Below are 278 nucleotides of genomic sequence, written 5' to 3' on the forward strand. Positions count from 1 at the left end.
TTGGCACGGCAGAATTTTGATTTAGTATTTGGTATTGGTTATATGATGCAAGGAGCTGTTGATGAAATTGCAAAACAGCAAAAAAATAAACACTTTGCCATTGTTGACTCCGAAGTGAAGGAACCAAACGTTGCCAGCATTCTCTTTAAAGAGCAAGAAGCGTCTTTCCTCGTTGGGATTGCGGCTGCAATGACCACAAAATCTAATAAGATTGGCTTCATCGGCGGTCAGGAAAGTGAAGTAATTGGGCGCTTTGAGGCTGGCTTTAGGGCTGGTGT

Annotated in this window: 1 protein-coding gene; it reads left to right on the forward strand. The window is 42.8% G+C overall.

Annotated features, from left to right (window positions below):
- Positions 1–278: BMP family lipoprotein (locus RYX56_RS22010; protein WP_317124070.1), on the forward strand; the 278-nt coding region annotated here is incomplete at both ends.

This window comes from Alkalihalophilus lindianensis (genome assembly GCF_032843265.1).
GTDB classification, from domain to species: Bacteria; Bacillota; Bacilli; order Bacillales; family Bacillaceae_D; genus Alkalihalophilus; species Alkalihalophilus lindianensis.